The following is a 16,887-nucleotide window of genomic DNA, read 5'->3' as shown; positions in this document are numbered from 1 at the left end:
ATAAAAAATTTTTTTGAAAAAGAGTAGTTTCATATTAGCATTATGTTTCCACTATTAATATACTAAAAATTCAAATAATTTTTTTCTCAAGTTTTGTAGAATTTTGAGGAACAAATATTGAAAAACCCCTTTCCGGTTGGAAAGGGGGGAGATTATAAATTAACTTGTTCAACAGTTTTAGCTTGTTGACCAACAATATCAGGTTTACTGCTATATTGATGTATTCCTCCAGCAACTGTAAGAGTCACTATAAACGCCAATACTCCAAATACCATCTTTTTCATTTTTATTCCTCCTTATTATCATTCATTAAATCAATAACTAACCTATAGTATCGATTACTTTCTTCAAATCTCGATAAACTGGAAAAATGTTCTGCTAGTTCAACGTATACTTTCTTTAATTCTATTTTATTTCCTGCAGATTTATACAACGGGATAGCCTCATTTTCCAAAAATGCTTTATAATCTTTTGCTTCTTCAAAATATTTATATCTAAGCATTAAAAGCAAATATAATTTTGCATTAAATCTCTCTTCCTGTTTTGCTGCATCAATTCCCTTATCAATTAATGTCCTTGCCTCTTCCAACTCTTCTAATTTAATGCATACTAATGCCATTTCGTATATTGTATCTAAATAGTTTAAATCTATTTGTTTTTGAAGTTGTAGACTATCTAAATAATATTTTTTCGCTTGCTGATATTTGCCTTTTTTATAATAGATACTTCCCATATTACTTAAAGTAATAGCTAATAGTACATCCTTATCAGCAAAAGATGTGGCCTCTCTCAATATACTCTCATACATTTTTAAAGCTTCTTCATACTGACCTTTTTCTGTATAACTTACCGCAATAAGGATTTGGCAATTAATTATGTTTCTAAACTTATATTCACTACGAAATCCTTCTAATGCCATATTTACAAAATGAATTGCAAGATGATGAATATCTAAATGAGTATATGCAAGCGCTATATTATAATACAAGCCTGTTTCATGATACCCTTGTTCTTTGGCCATTACTTCTGTTTTTAATAAGTAATCTAGCCCATCCTTCCATCTATACTGTAAACAGCACAATAATCCTCTACTGTACATATATAACAACTTCTGAAATGGAGAATATTTTTTATATACCTTCTTCAACTTATCTAATTCTTCTTCGAGTGCAGAAATATCCCTTTTCATAATTAAATACCGCGTATACAGCAGTTTATAATAATTTATAATTTCAAAATCCAACACATGCTTCATTTCACCTTGCAACTCTTCATATATACGTTCTACTTGTTGCTTGTCTAAATGAACTAGTGCATTTAACCATTCATCCAGCTTCCCCTTCACATCTTCTTCTACATCTCTCAAATCCGTCACAGCAATTTCTAGTCTTGTGCAGAGCAATTGTAGAATTTCTTCTGATGCTTCGATCTTTCCATTTTCGATCTTACTTAAGTATGAGACAGAACAAATGCCCTGACATAATTCTTCTTGTGTCATTTTTTGCTGTAGCCGTTTATAAAAGACTTGTTTGCCTATTTTTTCTAATGTTTGTTGCATTGTCCTCCTCCATTCTCATTACCCCCATTACTCTAATAATACATAAAATCTGGAGAAATATAAATTGATAAATATAAATTTTCTAAAAAATATGCATAATTTCATTTTTTTCTCTCTTGACTTCACATCAATATCTCTTCTTTGCTACGAATGGTGAAAAATTGGTATACTATAACCAAATTATGGAGGTGTTCTCGCGATGACTCATTATAAAGACGATAGTTATGCCTTACATACAGACCTATATCAAATCAACATGGCTTATACATATTGGAAAGATGGTATTCATAATCGCCGTTCTGTTTTTGATTTATATTTTCGAAAGCTTCCATTTGAGAACGGCTACGCTGTTTTTGCTGGCCTTGAGAAAATTGTAGAGTACATAGAAAATTTCAGTTTTACTGAAAGCGATATCGCTTATTTAGCAGAATTACAATTTGAAGAAGAATTCCTTCATTATTTACAAAATATGAAATTCACTGGGACGATTCGCAGTATGCAAGAAGGCGAAGTTGTATTTAATAACGAACCTTTATTACGTGTTGATGCACCACTTGGTGAAGCACAAATTATTGAGACTGCCCTCTTAAATATTGTGAATTACCAAACATTAATTTCCACAAAAGCAGCACGTATGAAACATGCTGCAAGTAATGATGAGCTTTTAGAGTTCGGCACAAGACGTGCCCATGAGTTCGATGCTGCCCTTTGGGGGACGCGTGCTGCCTTTATTGGTGGTTTCTCCTCTACAAGCAACGTTCGTGCTGGGAAACGCTTTGGGATTCCTGTAGCTGGCACACACGCTCACTCTTTCGTTCAAGCATATCGCGATGAATACGTCGCGTTTAAAAAATACGCTGAAACTCATAAAAAGTGCGTCTTTCTCGTTGATACATATGACACATTGAAATCTGGTGTTCCAAATGCGATTCGTGTTGCAAAAGAATTTGGGGATCGTATTGATTTCTATGGCATACGTCTTGATAGTGGTGATATGGCTTATTTATCGAAAAAGGCACGAAAACTATTAGATGAAGCAGGGTTTACAAATACAAAAATTATCGCTTCTAGCGATTTAGATGAATACACAATTATGCACCTTAAATCTCAAGGAGCAAAAATTGACGTATGGGGCGTTGGGACAAAATTAATTACGTCCTTTGAGCAACCTGCATTGGGGGCTGTTTACAAACTAGTTGCGATTGAAGATACTGACGGAAAATTAAATGATACGATTAAAATTTCATCTAACCCTGAAAAAATTACCACTCCAGGACTGAAACGAATTTATCGTATTATCAATCGGGTAAACGATCATGCAGAAGGCGATTATATTGCATTAGATTCTGAAGAACCTGGAAAAGAAGAGCGCTTAAAAATGTTCCATCCAGTTCACACATATATAAGTAAATTCGTAACAAACTTTGAAGCCCGTGAACTGCATAAAGATATTTTCGTTAACGGTGAAAGAACATATGAACTACCAAGTATATTAGATATTCAAAAATATAATGAACAGAGTCTCTCTCTATTTTGGGAAGAATATATGCGAACTTTAAATCCTGAAGAATACCCTGTCGATTTAAGCCAAGAGTGCTGGGATCATAAAATGAATTACATTCAAACAGTTCGAGAACAAGTCGAAAAAAACATACAAAAGTAAACAGAGAAGTTTCCCCTTCTCTGTTTTTTCAATACTATATGGATATTTGTAAAAAATATATTAAAAGAATAAGACGAATGTATTTTATTTGTAAATTTTAATATAACGCTATTTAAAAGTAAAATAATATTTGGTATTATTTTATTGAGTCAATTTCAACAAAATCACCAATAAAAAAGAGGACGCGGGTCGCGTCCTCTTTTTTATAAATCTTTCACTCTTAATACACGCATTGCATTTAACACTGCAAGTAGTGTCACACCAACATCTGAGAAAACAGCTTCCCACATTGTTGCAATACCAAAAGCACCAAGTAATAAAACGATCCCTTTTACACCTAGAGCAAAGATGATATTTTGCCACACTATACTTCTTGTACGTTTTGCAATTTTTACAGCTGTCGCAATTTTTGAAGGCTCATCAGTCATAATAACAATGTCTGCCGCTTCAATTGCTGCATCTGATCCTAAACCACCCATCGCAATACCAACGTCTGCACGGGCTAATACTGGTGTATCGTTAATACCGTCACCAACGAAGGCAATTTTTTCTTTTCCGTGCTTCGCTGCATCAATTTTTTCAATCTCTTCTACTTTTTGTTGCGGTAGTAATTCCGCATGAACTTCATCTAAGCCTAATTCTTTACCGACAGCTTCACCAACTGGTTTTGCATCACCAGTTAACATTACTGTCTTTTTAATACCTAGTTCTTTTAACTTTTGAATCGCTTGTTTCGAATCCTCTTTTACCTCATCAGAGATAACAATATAACCTGCATATCTTCCATCTACAGCAACGTGAACTAATGTACCTACTGTTTCTGGTTGCTTAAATTCAATATTTTCTTTTCTCATTAATTTTGCATTACCTGCAAAAATTTCTTTTCCTTGTACTTTTACGACTGTACCGTGACCAGAAATTTCGTTATAATCATCGATTATTTTTTCATCAATTGATTTTCCATATGCCTTTCGAATAGATTGGGCAATTGGATGGTTAGAATATACTTCAGCAAATGCCGCATACTCTAATAACTCTTCACTTGTAGTACCTTCGCTCGGTTCCATTTTTGTAACTTTGAAAACACCTTTTGTTAATGTTCCTGTTTTGTCAAAAACAATATATTTTACATCATTTAAAGCTTCTAAATAGTTACTACCTTTTACTAACACACCACTTTTAGATGCACCGCCAATACCTCCAAAGAATCCAAGAGGAATGGATACAACTAACGCACATGGACAAGAGATTACTAAGAACACTAAAGCTCTATAAATCCACTCAGAGAATGTAGCTCCTTCTAAAATAAGTGGTGGAATAAACGCCATGATCGCCGCTGTAATAACTACAACTGGAGTGTAGTAACGTGCAAACTTCGTAATAAAGTTTTCCGTTGGTGCTTTTTTACTGCTTGCATTTTGAACTAAATCTAAAATTTTCGATACAGTGGATTCACCGAATTCTTTTGTAACTTCAATTGTCAACACACCATTTTGGTTCACAAAGCCACTTAATACATCATTTCCAACTTCTACTTCACGTGGTACAGATTCACCTGTTAATGCTGAAGTATCTACCATTGATGTTCCTTCAATTACTTTTCCGTCTAACGGCACTTTCTCACCTGGCTTAACGATAATATAATCGCCAATTTGTACATCTTCTGGTGATACTTGCTTCGTTTCATTTCCAACCTTTACATTCGCATAATCAGGACGAATATCCATTAATGAAGTAATTGATTTTCGGGAGCGGTTTACCGCAATACTTTGGAATAGTTCTCCTACTTGATAAAATAGCATTACTGCTACAGCTTCAGAATATTGTTGAATTGCAAAAGCTCCTACAGTTGCAATTGCCATTAAGAAGTTTTCATCAAATACTTGGCCACGAGTTATGTTTCTTATCGCTCTCCAAACGATATCTCCACCTATTAATAAATAAGCAAGGACGAATAACGGAATTGTTACCATTTGTGGTAAGCCCGCTAATGCAGCAATTGCTGTCAAAATTCCGCCGACCACTAATCTCCCTACCATCTTTTTCACATTTGCTTCACCATGATCGTGACTATGTCTGTGGTCATGACCGTTCTTCTCTTCACGAATAACTTTCACATCTGGTTCTAACTTTTGAACGACATTTGTTATATTTGCTACAGTCGCTTCTAGTTCTCTTTTATTCGCAACTTCTACTCGTAATTTCTTCGATACGAAATCAACAGTTGCTTCTGAGACAGCTGGCATTTCCTTCACTTTATTTTCAATTTTCATTGCACAGTTCGCGCAATCTAAACCTTCTAATATAAATACTTCTTTAGCAATTTTATTTTTTTGTTCTTCTTGAACTTTAATATGCGGTTCTAATTTTGTAACGAGTTGTTTTGCTTCCGTAACAACTTCGTTTTCTTTATTTTGTGCTGTTTCTAAGATCATTGTCTTTGTTGCGAAGTTTACAGAACAAGAATTTACTCCTTCTATATTCCCAACACCTTTTTCAATTTTCATTGCACAGTTCGCACAATCTAAACCTTCTAACATCAGTTTCTTTTTCACCAATGCTTCAGCCATCGTTCTCCCTCCTCGCGTTCTTTTATTCTTCTTCGTTTACGTGTTCAAACGCTTGCTCGAAAATATGAATTACGTGCTGGTCAGCTAACGAATAATAAACAACCTTTCCTTCTTTACGATTCTTCACAAGTTTCGCTTGCTTTAACACACGAAGCTGATGCGAAATAGATGATTGTGTCATTCCTAATAAATAAGCTAAATCACAAACGCACATTTCAGCTTCAAATAGCGCATGTAATATTCTCGTACGTGTACGGTCACCTAATACTTTAAATAGTTCTGCTACTTTACTTAAACTTTCATCAGTTGGAATTGTTTGTTTTACTTGCTCTACAACTTCTTCATGAATTATCGTTTGAGAACATGTCTCTTGTGGTGTTTCTACTTTATTTCCAGCCATTATAGCTCACCTCTTTAATTGAACATATGAACAATCATTCATATATCTTATACTCTTATTATATGAGCGCCCACTCATATGTGTCAATGAAATCTGAATTTTTTTATGAACATTCCGTTCACATTTTAATAAGTCGTATACATATTTTCCGCACTCTCTATATTCTCATACAAAAAAGGATGCACAATTCGCACACCCCTTTTTACTTACTTTTCATTTTTCACCGCATCCACAATTAAAGAAACAAATCCTAAATGATTATCCCGATTTCTATGGTCAAAACGTTTCGAACGATAAATAAATCCATCTTTCTCATTCCAATCATTATAGTGAAACTTACCATTCTCATCACAGTATTCTAAGAGCATCACTTGAAAACCTGCTGATTCAAACATGGACGTGATTGTTTTATAGCTATGAATAATTTTATGACTTGCTGCAGGATGATCTAATGGACCAGGTCCACCTACTTGTACCCCTTGCTGATATTCTTCATCTGGAAAAAATGCATCTGGTACTGCACAACGAATATATCCATTCTCCATTAAAAACTCATAACAAATTTTTGCAGCTTCAATTCCTTCTTCATATGATAAATGCTCCCATACATGTTCTGCCAAAATTACTGATAAAGAATTAGGTTGAAATTTATCAAGCCAAGTTTCTCTCCGTAATAAATTTAATTCTTCTTCATTCGTATGTAACCAACCAGGGTTATTATTATAACCCTCTGCTCCAACAACAACTTTTGCTTCTTCCATTTCGCTCCCACCCTTTTTTCATATTCCGACAGAAAAATTCGACAAAATAATATACATTCCCTTTATTTCAACAAAAGAAAAAGCCTTGCGCGCTCCCTAGACGCACAAGGCTTACTGTGTTTATATCCCTTTAATTAGCTTGTTCTAAATTATCCTGCGAACTTCCATCGTCTTTTAAATGACTATGTTTTTTCGAATAAACAAAGTATACAACTACTCCGATTGCTAACCAAGCACCGAAGTACATCCATGTTTTTAATGGTAGGTTTACCATTAAGAATAGACAACATGCAATTGAAATAATCGGCAAGATCGGTACAAGTGGTACCATAAATCCACGTTGTAATTTTGGATGTGTTTTACGAAGAATAATAACTGACACACCAACCATCGCAAATGTTAACAACGCTCCAATATTCGCTAAATTCGACAATTCTTTCAAATCGATAAATCCAGCAATTAAAGCACTACCAATTCCTGTTAACCAAACTGTAAATGTTGGTGCTTCTGTCTTTTTATTAATTTTCGCGAAAGATTCTGGCAATAAACCGTCACGGCTCATAGCGAAGAATACACGTGTCGTTGCATAAATGTAAGCAAAAATTACTGCCATAATACCAATTACAGCTCCAATTGCGATTATACCAGCTACTTTATCTTGTCCTACAACTTCTAACACATACGCCATCGCTTCCGGTACATCTAGCTCTTTATATGAAACCATACCCGTCATAACGAGACAAACTACAACATAAATGATTGTACAAATGACTAACGAAGCGATAATACCAATCGGTAGATCACGTTGCGGATTTTTTACTTCTTCAGCAGAAGTTGCTAATGCATCAAATCCTAAGAAAGCAAAGAATACTGCTGCTCCCCCCGCGAAAACTCCACTTAAACCATACGGTGCAAATGGTATCCAGTTTTCTGGTTTCACGTAGAATACACCAACTGCAATGAATAAAACAACGATACCAATTTTAATTAATACCATTATGTTATTCACTCGTTTACTTTCTTTCGTACCTCTTGATAATAACCAAGTTATAACTAATGTAACGATAACTGCTGGTAAATTCACTATACCACCTTGAGACGGAATCGTTAGCAGTGCTTTTGGAATTTCAAGCCCTAATCCACTCACTAAGTTATGGAAGTAACCAGTCCATCCGCCAGCTACTGCGGCAGTCGTTACAACATATACGGATAGTAATGTCCATCCCATTAAATGAGCTACAAACTCACCAATTGTTGCATATGAGTATGTGTACACACTACCTGAAACAGGAAGTGTAGAAGCAACCTCCGCGTAACATAATGCTGCAAATCCACAAACGATGGCTGCAATCATGAATGAAAAAATAACTGCTGGACCAGCATCTCTTGCTGCTACTAATCCAGTTAATACTAGAACTCCTGTACCAATTATCGCACCAATCCCTAGCATTGTTAGGTCAAATGCCCCTAGCGTTTTCGTCAAAGTTTTACTTTTACTTTCCCCTAACAATTGCGTAACGGATTTCTTTTTAAATAGGTTGGCCACGATGTATGCCCCCTTTTGCCAAGAAGAGCTAAGAGATCTTCACTCTTAGCTCTTATCATGTTGTTTTATATATTGTTCGATTTTGTTTTGTATAATGCTTCTATTAGCAAGATACTGTTTCTGCTTCTAATAATTCTTTAGCACCTTTGTACTCTACACCGTGAGCTTCTGCAACTGCTTCGAATGTTACATAGCCATCTAATGTGTTAATACCTTTTAGTAATGCAGTGTTACCTAGGCAAGCTTCTTTGTAGCCTTTGTTAGCAATTTGTACTGCATATGGTACTGTTACGTTTGTTAATGCAAGAGTTGATGTACGTGGAACCGCACCTGGCATGTTTGCAACTGCATAATGAACAACGCCGTGTTTTTCATAAGTTGGGTTATCATGAGTTGTAATACGATCAGTTGTTTCGAAAATACCACCTTGGTCAATCGCGATATCTACAACAACAGAACCTGGTTCCATTGATTTAATCATTTCTTCTGTTACAAGTTTTGGAGCTTTTGCACCTGGGATTAATACTGCACCGATTACAAGATCAGACTCTTTAACAGCTTCTGCAATATTGTAAGGATTAGACATTAAAGTTTTTACTTGGTTTCCGAAAATGTCATCTAATTGACGAAGACGTTCTGCACTTAAGTCGATGATTGTTACATCCGCACCTAGTCCAACTGCAATTTTAGCAGCATTTGTACCAGCTTGTCCACCACCGATGATTGTTACTTTACCACGTTTAACCCCTGGAACACCTGCAAGTAAGATACCTTTACCGCCTTTGTTTTTCTCAAGGAATTGTGCACCAATTTGTGCAGCCATACGACCAGCTACTTCACTCATAGGTGCAAGTAATGGTAATGAACGGTTTTCTAATTGTACTGTTTCATATGCGATAGAAACAACTTTTTTCTCGATTAAAGCTTTTGTTAATTCTGGCTCTGGAGCTAGGTGTAAGTATGTGAATAAGATTAAGCCTTCACTGAAGTGTTTGTATTCGCTTTCAATTGGTTCCTTAACTTTCATAACCATTTCCATGTTCCAAGCTTCTTCAGCTGTATCAACAATTTTTGCTCCCGCTTCAACATACTGAGCGTCTGTGAAACCAGACCCTAAACCTGCACCCTTTTGAATGAATACTTCGTGATTGTTACGAATTAAATGTACAACACCTGCTGGTGTCATTGCCACACGGTTTTCGTTGTTTTTAATTTCTGCTGGTACCCCAATACGCATAATGAAATGCCCCCTTATAATTAACAGAAAAAAGAGATTCTTTTTTCTTTTTGTAATAATTAATAACTTATGTCCTTATTCTAGCATAACTTAAAAGTTATGAAAACGCTAACATAACATTTTCCTAAAGTTTTTATATTTAGAATAGTGTAAATATATAAAACATTGATTCTATTAGGGGTTTCGTGTCATTTCATTATCTTTCACTCTATTTTTATTATACTACTTCAAAATAAACAGCAATCATTTATTATTTGACAATAATGTAACAATGTAAGAAACCTAAGCGATAACGTATACATATACAGTTATTACTTTACTCAATACTTTAGAGATATATTCTTTTCACAAAAAAAACAGCTGCTAGCATTTAGCCAGCAGCTGGGTAACTTATAAATAACTTAGAAAATAAATCATCTGTCGTTTCAGTAATTTTATCAAACAGATCACTTTCTTCCGCTTCTTGCTCTTTTAACATCTTAATTGTTTCACGTGCATCTTCAGGGTAATCGGTTATGATACCATCTACGTTCAACTTATAATATGCCTTTAAATTTTCCATATCATTTACTGTCCATACGTAAATTGGTTTGTTTAACTTCCTTGCTTCTTTTACTAATTTCTTATTTAACATATATTCTTCTGCTACGTAAAAGTCAGCCTTCACATTCTTTAAGTTGGCTCTACTTGCATACAATATATACCCTACTTTTATATCTGGATTTGCACGCTTAAACTCTTTAATAAGTGGATAGTGTAACGTTTGAATTACACATTGCTTCTCAAATTCATTATCTTTAATCGTTTTTAAGACTTTGTTTACAAAATCTTTTTCGCCCCCATGAAGCTTCACTTCTATATTAAGTTTGATTTTGCCATTTGCTAGCTTAATGATTTCATCAAGTGTACTTATTTGTCCTGAAAGTCCATCTTGACTAAGGGTAAGTTGCCTTAACTCCGCCATCGTTAAATCTGACACATGCACATTGGCATTTGCGAGACGTTTCAGCTTCAAATCATGTATAACCGCTAGTTCACCGTCTTTCGTTTGTAATACATCTATTTCAGCGTAGTCTGCTTTTGCATCAATAGCACCTTGCACAGCTTCTTTCGTATTTTCTACGCCTTTTGATATATACCCGCGGTGCGCCATAATAATCGGTTCTTTATACGAATTTGAAATAAACGTTACAATGAAGGCAACGACCATTCCGGCAGTAATAATTCCTACAATGTATACGCCAATGAATTTCCAACGATGTTTTTGAAAAAAACATTTATCTGCTTTCGTTTTCGAATAATCTAATCCTTCTTCTAATAAAACATCCTCAACCGGTACCTTTTGTAAGTATAATCGCGTAATCGCCATAATATAAAATGGCGTCACGATAAAGCTGAATAAATACAATGTGCTCGTTAAAAATACAGAAATCGTTGATTCAGCTAATAATGCAAATGTTCCTTTCGGGTTTGTAAATTCATAAACACCCCATAGGCACAATAAATATATTCCCAAAAACACGACATATACAATTCCAATTGAAATAAAAAAACCTACTAAAAAGAATAGTACTTTAAAAAAGCTTTCCTTTACTAAAGTTGCACTTTTACGTGCTGCCACGCGAAATGGTTTTTGCTCTAAAACAACAATAGGTAGAACGAAAATCCATCGAAGATTCAAATACGCGACTACAGCAAAGAACGTGTAATAACCAACTTGTCCCATCGTTGTCTTAAACAGTTCTCCTGTAATAAAGTTAGGAATTTGAATTTGCGGGATTAATGCCGTTTCATATCCCATATTTAAAAGAGGCAACAATACGACAGCATATAAAATAAATCCTGGTAAGCAATATGTAAAAAGAGTAGGTAAATACGTTACCGTTTTATATAAAATCGGACGTAATTTCACCTTCTGTCTTTTATGAGCGAAATACGAAATAATAATAAGCACCGCAAATTCTGTAAAGATAAGAAACAGTGCTAACAATGATAAAATTACGATTGCTAAGATCCCATAAGGCGTCTTTAAAAACGCTAATAATTCATCATTTGTCGCATTTGCATAACCACCAAAATACAATAACTTATTAAAAATGATTCCAAATAGTGGAACAAACACAATCGCTGCTAATAATTTATAAGCAAGTTGAAAAGTTAATACATTCCAAAAAGCAAATTTAACTGTTTGAAAGGAATGTCCTATTACTCCTGGTATAGATAGTTTTTTACGGTGTTGCATATATTCCTCCACATTCTAAAACGATATTTGAGATGGATTCCATATTTCCAGTTCTAATCCATCTTTTTAATAATAATATATTCCGCTTAACATGAACACTCTTATACATATAATGAAAAAAGTGATGGCTACTTCCCATCACTTTTTCATTTATTCTATTTTTTCTCTAGCCCTTGTCCAAATGCTTTCAAGAAGCTAAAACCGAATGTAATAGCTCTATTGATATCTGGATCTTTTAATACTTTAAAGAAATCCATCACTTTTGTTTTTTTACCACTATTTAATTCATCTGTTGCAAATTGCAATCCTGTAACTAAACTGGACGTAATTTGCTTCGTTATTTCTGGGTCAACTGAAGATAACGCTTCTCCTGCCCCCATCATATTGTTGAGTGCATTTTTAACTGGTTCACGATTTAATTGCTCCACAGCGATTTTTGAAACATCTTCCTTCGCAGCAAGTAAACTAATCGCTGCATCTAATATACCAGCCTTCTGCAACTGTGCTAAAAGCTGCATCGTTTCTTCTACTGCTTCACGATTATTAGATAGCTCATTTAGAAGTTCATCTGCTAATTGCTGTTTCTGTTCTTCCTCTGTTACAACTTTCTTTTTAATTATAGTAATTTCTTTCGCCACTATCTCCGCCCCCCTAGTCCACAAGTGATACGTATTGTTTTCTTTGCCATTTTTGCTCGATTTCAACACCGTTTTGCGGATTACGCTTTTTATCTCTCGGGTTTGAAGATGGTAACGGACGATTCCCTTTTTCACGTAATACACGCATCTTTACCATCGTTTGTTTATACGCTGGTGTACACGTATAAAGATCTGTCGCCGTTCCAGTTAAAATATTGATTGCCTCTTCATTTACCGTTGCATGCATCGGTAAATATAGCTCTTTCCCCGTTACACGATCTGTAACAAGTGCCTGTACTTTAATTTTCCCAAATGGTGATGCTAATTCTACAAGGCCACCATCTTTCACATTGCGCTCTAGGGCAAGTTCAGGCGAGATTTCAACGAACACTTCAGATACTTTAGATAAAATACCAGCCGATTTATTCGTCATATTCCCTTCGTGGAAATGTTCTAACATACGTCCATTATTTAAAAGTAAATCATACTCATCTGGCGCTACAACTGGTGGTACCCATTCATCTAATGATAGACGAGCTAGTTTATCCGGGAAGTTAAATCCATGCACATATAATAGCGGTGTATCGCTACCATCATGGCTACCCCAACATAAACTATTCCATCCTTCTAAACGATCGTATGTTGCCTGAGAATATAAAGGTGCAAGCGATGCAATTTCATCCATGATTTCACTTGGACTTTCATAATTCCAGTCCCCGCCAAGTGCACGAGCTACTTTTTGTAAAATCCACCAGTCTGGCTTTGAATCACCAAGCGGCTTCAATACTTCATATAATCTTTGAATACGGCGCTCTGTATTCGTAAATGTTCCCTCTTTTTCTAAGCTTGGTGCTGCCGGTAAAATAACATCAGCAAAACGAGCTGTTTTCGATAAGAACATATCTTGAACAACAAGGAAATCTAAATTCGCTAAAATATGTTGTACATGGTTGGCATTCGAATCTACTAAAGCCATTTCTTCACCCATAACATACATACCACGCAGTTTTCCTTCATCTGCCGCAAGTAACATTGCAATATTATTTAAACCTGGTGCTTTCGGAATTGTAGTACCGTATGCTTTTTCAAATTTCGCACGGAGCGCATCATCTGAAACCGCTTGGTAACCTGGAAGCCAGTTTGGTAATGTTGCCATATCACAAGCGCCTTGTACGTTATTATGTCCGCGTAATGGATATGCTCCTGCACCAGGACGACGATAGTTACCCGTAACAAGCAATAGATTTGAAATTGCTGCTGAAGTTGTACTTCCTCCAGTATTTTGAGTTACACCCATTCCCCAAAGTACACAAGTACCATCTGCTTCATATACCATACGAGCCATTTCTTTCAGATTTTCTTTCGAAATCCCCGTAATTTCTTCTGTATAATCAAGCGTATACTTTTCTACCATTTTGCTATATTCATCAAAATTCTTCACATTTTCAGCTATGAACTTTTTATCGTGCCAATCTTGATCGATAATATATTTCGTAATACCAGCGAGCCATACGTAATCAGTTCCTTGGCGCGGATGAATGAATAAATCCGCACGCTCTGCCATTTCATGTTTACGAAGGTCTGCCACAATTAATTTTTGGTCATGTAATTTATGAGCACGTTTTACACGCGTTGCAAGTACAGGATGTCCTTCTGTTGGATTTGCTCCAACGATAATGACAAGGCCTGCTTCCGCAATATCTTTCACTGTTCCAGCGTCCCCGCCCATACCGACAGTTTTAAATAAACCGTCTGTTGCTGGAGATTGACAATAACGGGAACAATTGTCTACATTATTCGTTCCATATATTTGACGGGCTAGTTTTTGCATAAGATAATTTTCTTCATTCGTTACTTTCGAAGAAGAAATAAATCCAAATGCATCACTTCCATATTCTGATTTAATATGCTGCATATTGGATGCAACAACTTCCAGAGCCTCTTCCCATGAAGCTTCAACAAACGTATCTCCTTGGCGAATTAATGGCTTTGTAATACGATCTTCACTGTTTACAAAATCCCATCCAAATTTGCCTTTTACACATGTGGAAATACCGTTAACCGGCGCATCTGAAACAGGCTGCACTTTCAAAATGTGGCGGTCTTTCGTCCATACTTCAAATGAACAACCTACACCACAAAATGTACAAACTGTTTTTGTTTTATTCACTTTCGTCTTACGCATCGCAGCCTCTACTTCTGAAACTGCTAAAATACTACTATATCCCGGCTCTACATCCTTTACAAAATCAATCATCGGATCTAACACATCCGGTTTCAATCCTGTCATGAATCCAGCTTCACCCAGCATTGTTTTTTCCATTAACGCATTACATGGACATACTGTTACACACTGCCCACAACTTACACAAGATGAGTCATTTATACTTACACCATTGTCCCATATAACACGTGGACGGTCTAAGCTCCAATCAATCGATATAGTTTCATTCACTTGTAAGTTTTGACATACTTCTACACACTGCCCACAAGCAATACATTGATTTGGATCATATCGATAAAATGGATGTGACATATCCACTTCACACGCACTTACTTTTGGCTCATACGGATATTTCTGTTCCTCAATTCCCATCATATGTACTGTATTATGGACTTTACAGTTACCATTATTGTTATCACAAACGGTACAATACAATAGATGATTCTCTAATATTCGATCCATTGCCTCAGTCTGTGCCTCTTTTGCACGCTGGGACTGTCTTTCGATATGCATACCGTCCTCTAATTTCGTTGAACAAGCACGCAATAACTTTCCATTTACTTCTACAATACACGTATCACAAGTTTGAATTGGATCTACTTCTGGTACATGACAAATTTGAGGATGTTCCAAATTACTCTCGTTAAATAATTGTAGTATCGTCTTTTCACCTGATGCAGAAAATTCTTTACCATCGACGGTTACACGGACTGTCTGTTCTGCCATAGTTTCCCCTCTCCTTACAACCAACTGTACAACACAATTATGAATCCGTTTTCAAAATCGCATTACTGTACATATTTTTGAAACGCTCTACCCAAATACTTTCTTATGAAGTCGATTCTAGATGTTATAAGGTATAACTACGAAAGCTTGAAAATATCACTATTCTACAGTTCTATTATATCGTACATATACAATAATAACCAAAATAATCTGTGATCTTCTTGTTAATAGGTGTTTTTATTTTTTCCATTGTTTTATGATAAATGTGGGAGATAAATACATATAAAAGGGGAATTAAATATGGGGCCTACGCAAGAGACTTATACAATTGTACGTTATCAATCTGGTACATTTTCAAAACAACTTGATGAGATTGTTACAGAATCTCCTATTACTATTAAATTGAATGGTGAAGAATATGTAACAGTCGTATGCACACCAAATTATATTGAAGATATGGTAATTGGTTTTTTAATTTCTGAGGGGATTATTTCTTCCTATAAAGATGTTGAAGAACTATGGGTTCAAAAAGATAACGGAATTGTCCATGTAAAATCATCAAAAGTGAATCCGCTCTATCAAACTTTATATAATAAACGATACATCACTTCTTGCTGCGGAAAAGGTAGACAAGGTTTTATTTTCGTAAACGACGCAGCAAAAGCAAAAGACTTACATGATATACATGTAAAAATTACTCCTGAAGAATGCTTTCATTTAATGAATACCTTGCAACAATCTTCTACTACATTTCGCCAAACTGGCGGTGTTCACAATACCGCGCTATGTGATCGAAACAATATCCTCCTATCAAGAATGGATATTGGAAGACATAATGCATTAGATAAAATATATGGTCATTGTTTGCGTAACGATATATCCATTAAAGGAAAAATCATCGCATTTAGCGGACGTATTTCATCCGAAATTTTACTCAAAGTTTCAAAAATCGGATGTGAAATTGTTCTATCTAAATCCGCTCCAACAAAACTGGCATTGCAACTTGCCCATGATTTAGGCATTACAGTCGTAGGGTTTATTAGAAATGAATCTTGTAATATTTACACACATCCAAAACGAATTGATGGCTATCAATCCAATGTTTAAAAAATAACTCCTCAATCGAGGAGTTATTTTAGTTATAAAAATGTAACATATTAAACACTTGAATAGTTAACAAAGTTAATATATAATTTCATTACATAATTAAAACAAAACATTGTAGCATATATCTTTTCATTCTTTTACAAATTAAAAGAGAATACTAACAAAACATATACTCAATCTTATAAAAGTAATGGATTTATTTGAAATCCACCAGG

Annotated in this window: 12 protein-coding genes; 2 read left to right on the top strand and 10 right to left on the bottom strand. The window is 35.2% G+C overall.

Going from position 1 to position 16,887, the window contains the following annotated elements; translation table 11 throughout:
• Positions 1-152: 152 nt before the first annotated feature.
• Both nprX and DN407_RS03090 read right to left on the bottom strand, forming a co-directional pair.
• Complete coding sequence (gene nprX, locus DN407_RS03095) at positions 153-284, bottom strand: quorum-signaling peptide NprX (RefSeq protein ID WP_016112135.1); 132 nt, start codon at positions 282-284, stop codon at positions 153-155.
• Positions 285-286: 2 nt separating this feature from the next.
• A complete protein-coding gene (locus tag DN407_RS03090; protein WP_001187961.1) occupies positions 287-1,558 on the bottom strand; it encodes a tetratricopeptide repeat protein in 1,272 nt (423 codons plus the stop codon).
• A 199-nt stretch (positions 1,559-1,757) separates the two neighbouring features.
• On the opposite strand from DN407_RS03090, the gene DN407_RS03085 reads away from it, so the two are divergent.
• Positions 1,758-3,221, top strand: coding sequence for a nicotinate phosphoribosyltransferase (locus DN407_RS03085; protein ID WP_098508762.1), 1,464 nt, complete (start codon positions 1,758-1,760; stop codon positions 3,219-3,221).
• Between the two features lie 203 nt (positions 3,222-3,424).
• On the opposite strand, the gene DN407_RS03080 is transcribed toward DN407_RS03085, so the two are convergent.
• From DN407_RS03080 to fdhF, 8 genes are all read right to left on the bottom strand, one after another.
• A complete protein-coding gene (locus DN407_RS03080) occupies positions 3,425-5,791 on the bottom strand; it encodes a heavy metal translocating P-type ATPase (RefSeq protein WP_149215998.1) in 2,367 nt (788 codons plus the stop codon).
• A 22-nt stretch (positions 5,792-5,813) separates the two neighbouring features.
• A complete protein-coding gene (locus tag DN407_RS03075; protein WP_000918378.1) occupies positions 5,814-6,191 on the bottom strand; it encodes an ArsR/SmtB family transcription factor in 378 nt (125 codons plus the stop codon).
• Between the two features lie 206 nt (positions 6,192-6,397).
• A complete protein-coding gene (locus DN407_RS03070; RefSeq protein ID WP_149215997.1) occupies positions 6,398-6,952 on the bottom strand; it encodes a class I SAM-dependent methyltransferase in 555 nt (184 codons plus the stop codon).
• Between the two features lie 130 nt (positions 6,953-7,082).
• The gene (locus DN407_RS03065) at positions 7,083-8,498 is read right to left on the bottom strand and encodes an amino acid permease (protein ID WP_001284887.1); all 1,416 of its coding nucleotides are present in this window, start codon (positions 8,496-8,498) and stop codon (positions 7,083-7,085) included.
• A 103-nt stretch (positions 8,499-8,601) separates the two neighbouring features.
• On the bottom strand, positions 8,602-9,735 hold the full coding sequence (gene ald, locus DN407_RS03060; protein ID WP_001219744.1) for an alanine dehydrogenase: 1,134 nt from the start codon (positions 9,733-9,735) through the stop codon (positions 8,602-8,604).
• 370 nt (positions 9,736-10,105) lie between these two features.
• Positions 10,106-11,977: a glycerophosphodiester phosphodiesterase gene (locus tag DN407_RS03055; RefSeq protein ID WP_001164700.1), complete on the bottom strand. Its 1,872-nt coding sequence runs from the start codon at positions 11,975-11,977 to the stop codon at positions 10,106-10,108.
• Positions 11,978-12,132: 155 nt separating this feature from the next.
• Positions 12,133-12,615, bottom strand: coding sequence for a helical membrane plugin domain-containing protein (locus DN407_RS03050; protein ID WP_001040507.1), 483 nt, complete (start codon positions 12,613-12,615; stop codon positions 12,133-12,135).
• A 13-nt stretch (positions 12,616-12,628) separates the two neighbouring features.
• Positions 12,629-15,565 (bottom strand): formate dehydrogenase subunit alpha, encoded by a 2,937-nt coding sequence (fdhF, locus tag DN407_RS03045; RefSeq protein ID WP_149215996.1) that lies wholly within the window; start codon positions 15,563-15,565, stop codon positions 12,629-12,631.
• A gap of 300 nt (positions 15,566-15,865) precedes the next feature.
• Here fdhF and fdhD point away from each other — a divergent pair, with 300 nt between their 5' ends.
• Positions 15,866-16,672, top strand: coding sequence for a formate dehydrogenase accessory sulfurtransferase FdhD (fdhD, locus tag DN407_RS03040; RefSeq protein ID WP_000529230.1), 807 nt, complete (start codon positions 15,866-15,868; stop codon positions 16,670-16,672).
• The last annotated feature ends 215 nt before the right edge of the window (positions 16,673-16,887 follow it).

The sequence above is a fragment of the Bacillus sp. JAS24-2 genome, assembly GCF_008274905.1.
Lineage (GTDB): Bacteria > Bacillota > Bacilli > Bacillales > Bacillaceae_G > Bacillus_A > Bacillus_A cereus.
Note: the sequence above shows the minus strand (reverse complement) of the source record. Positions and strands in the feature narration are given on the sequence as shown.

Excerpts from the sequence above, each read along its gene's own strand:
- nprX (WP_016112135.1), bottom strand. The coding sequence starts at position 284 with ATGAAAAAGATGGTATTTGGAGTATTGGCGTTTATAGTGACTCTTACA.
- fdhF (WP_149215996.1), bottom strand. The coding sequence starts at position 15,565 with ATGGCAGAACAGACAGTCCGTGTAACCGTCGATGGTAAAGAATTTTCT.
- DN407_RS03090 (WP_001187961.1), bottom strand. The coding sequence starts at position 1,558 with ATGCAACAAACATTAGAAAAAATAGGCAAACAAGTCTTTTATAAACGG.
- DN407_RS03075 (WP_000918378.1), bottom strand. The coding sequence starts at position 6,191 with ATGGCTGGAAATAAAGTAGAAACACCACAAGAGACATGTTCTCAAACG.
- DN407_RS03085 (WP_098508762.1), top strand. The coding sequence starts at position 1,758 with ATGACTCATTATAAAGACGATAGTTATGCCTTACATACAGACCTATAT.
- ald (WP_001219744.1), bottom strand. The coding sequence starts at position 9,735 with ATGCGTATTGGGGTACCAGCAGAAATTAAAAACAACGAAAACCGTGTG.
- DN407_RS03080 (WP_149215998.1), bottom strand. The coding sequence starts at position 5,791 with ATGGCTGAAGCATTGGTGAAAAAGAAACTGATGTTAGAAGGTTTAGAT.
- DN407_RS03055 (WP_001164700.1), bottom strand. The coding sequence starts at position 11,977 with ATGCAACACCGTAAAAAACTATCTATACCAGGAGTAATAGGACATTCC.
- DN407_RS03070 (WP_149215997.1), bottom strand. The coding sequence starts at position 6,952 with ATGGAAGAAGCAAAAGTTGTTGTTGGAGCAGAGGGTTATAATAATAAC.
- fdhD (WP_000529230.1), top strand. The coding sequence starts at position 15,866 with ATGGGGCCTACGCAAGAGACTTATACAATTGTACGTTATCAATCTGGT.